Origin of the sequence: Faecalibacillus sp. MSK20_93 (assembly GCF_020589945.1) — a bacterium.
GTDB classification, from domain to species: domain Bacteria; phylum Bacillota_I; class Bacilli_A; order Erysipelotrichales; family Coprobacillaceae; genus Faecalibacillus; species Faecalibacillus intestinalis.
The window spans coordinates 1-702 of the sequence record NZ_JAJDKA010000151.1; the positions used below are offsets into that span (position 1 = coordinate 1).

The following is a 702-nucleotide window of genomic DNA, read 5'->3' on the forward strand; positions in this document are numbered from 1 at the left end:
AGTCCTGCAATAAGCATTGTCCGTTCTCCAAATCACGCAAGCGTTTCTGGTTGTTTTCGTCGTCCTTGTCGATACCGAAAAATTCTAAGGTCTGTTTTATCTCGTTGATGTCAGTAGAACGGAAAGCGAATTTTAAGCCGATATTGTTTTTCAGACTTTCCTTTGAAACATCATAGGCAGACTGGGTAACAAAATAAACGCCTGCCTGCATAGCTCGTCCAGCACGAACCAGCTTGTTAGAGAGCGTTTCTCCTTGTGCCACATTTAAGAACGCCCACGCTTCGTCAAGGTCTACAATCTTAAAAATACTTCTGTCCGAATGGATAAAATCAAGGGCAAAGGTACTAATCACAATCAGCATAGACACCGACAATAATTCAATGGTCGTGTATTCCTCAAAGGTCGTGTCCTTATCTGGCAGTACAAGGTCTGCTACTTGAATGATATTGAGCTGGTTATCCAGACTGATAGCATTTTCTACCGTACCGTCTGAAAACAGCAGGTGTGCAAAGTCGTAGTCCGTGAAGCTGTCGATATGGTCTGCGATATTTCTTGATATGGGCGTATCTTCACGGCGTAGCTCGTCTATCACATGGAGCAAGCCCCGACTGTCGCTCTGGGTAACGGAACGCACCGCTTTTCGTAACACGGGGAATTTTTCGCCGTCCCTAGAGGAAATACCCGTAAGGAATGTCAAGATGT

The 702-nt window shown here is 45.0% G+C and carries 1 protein-coding gene; it reads right to left on the reverse strand.

Going from position 1 to position 702, the window contains the following annotated elements; translation table 11 throughout:
- The coding region (locus LJD34_RS16085; RefSeq protein ID WP_227360372.1) for an ATP-binding protein at window positions 1-702 on the reverse strand (702 nt) is incomplete at both ends.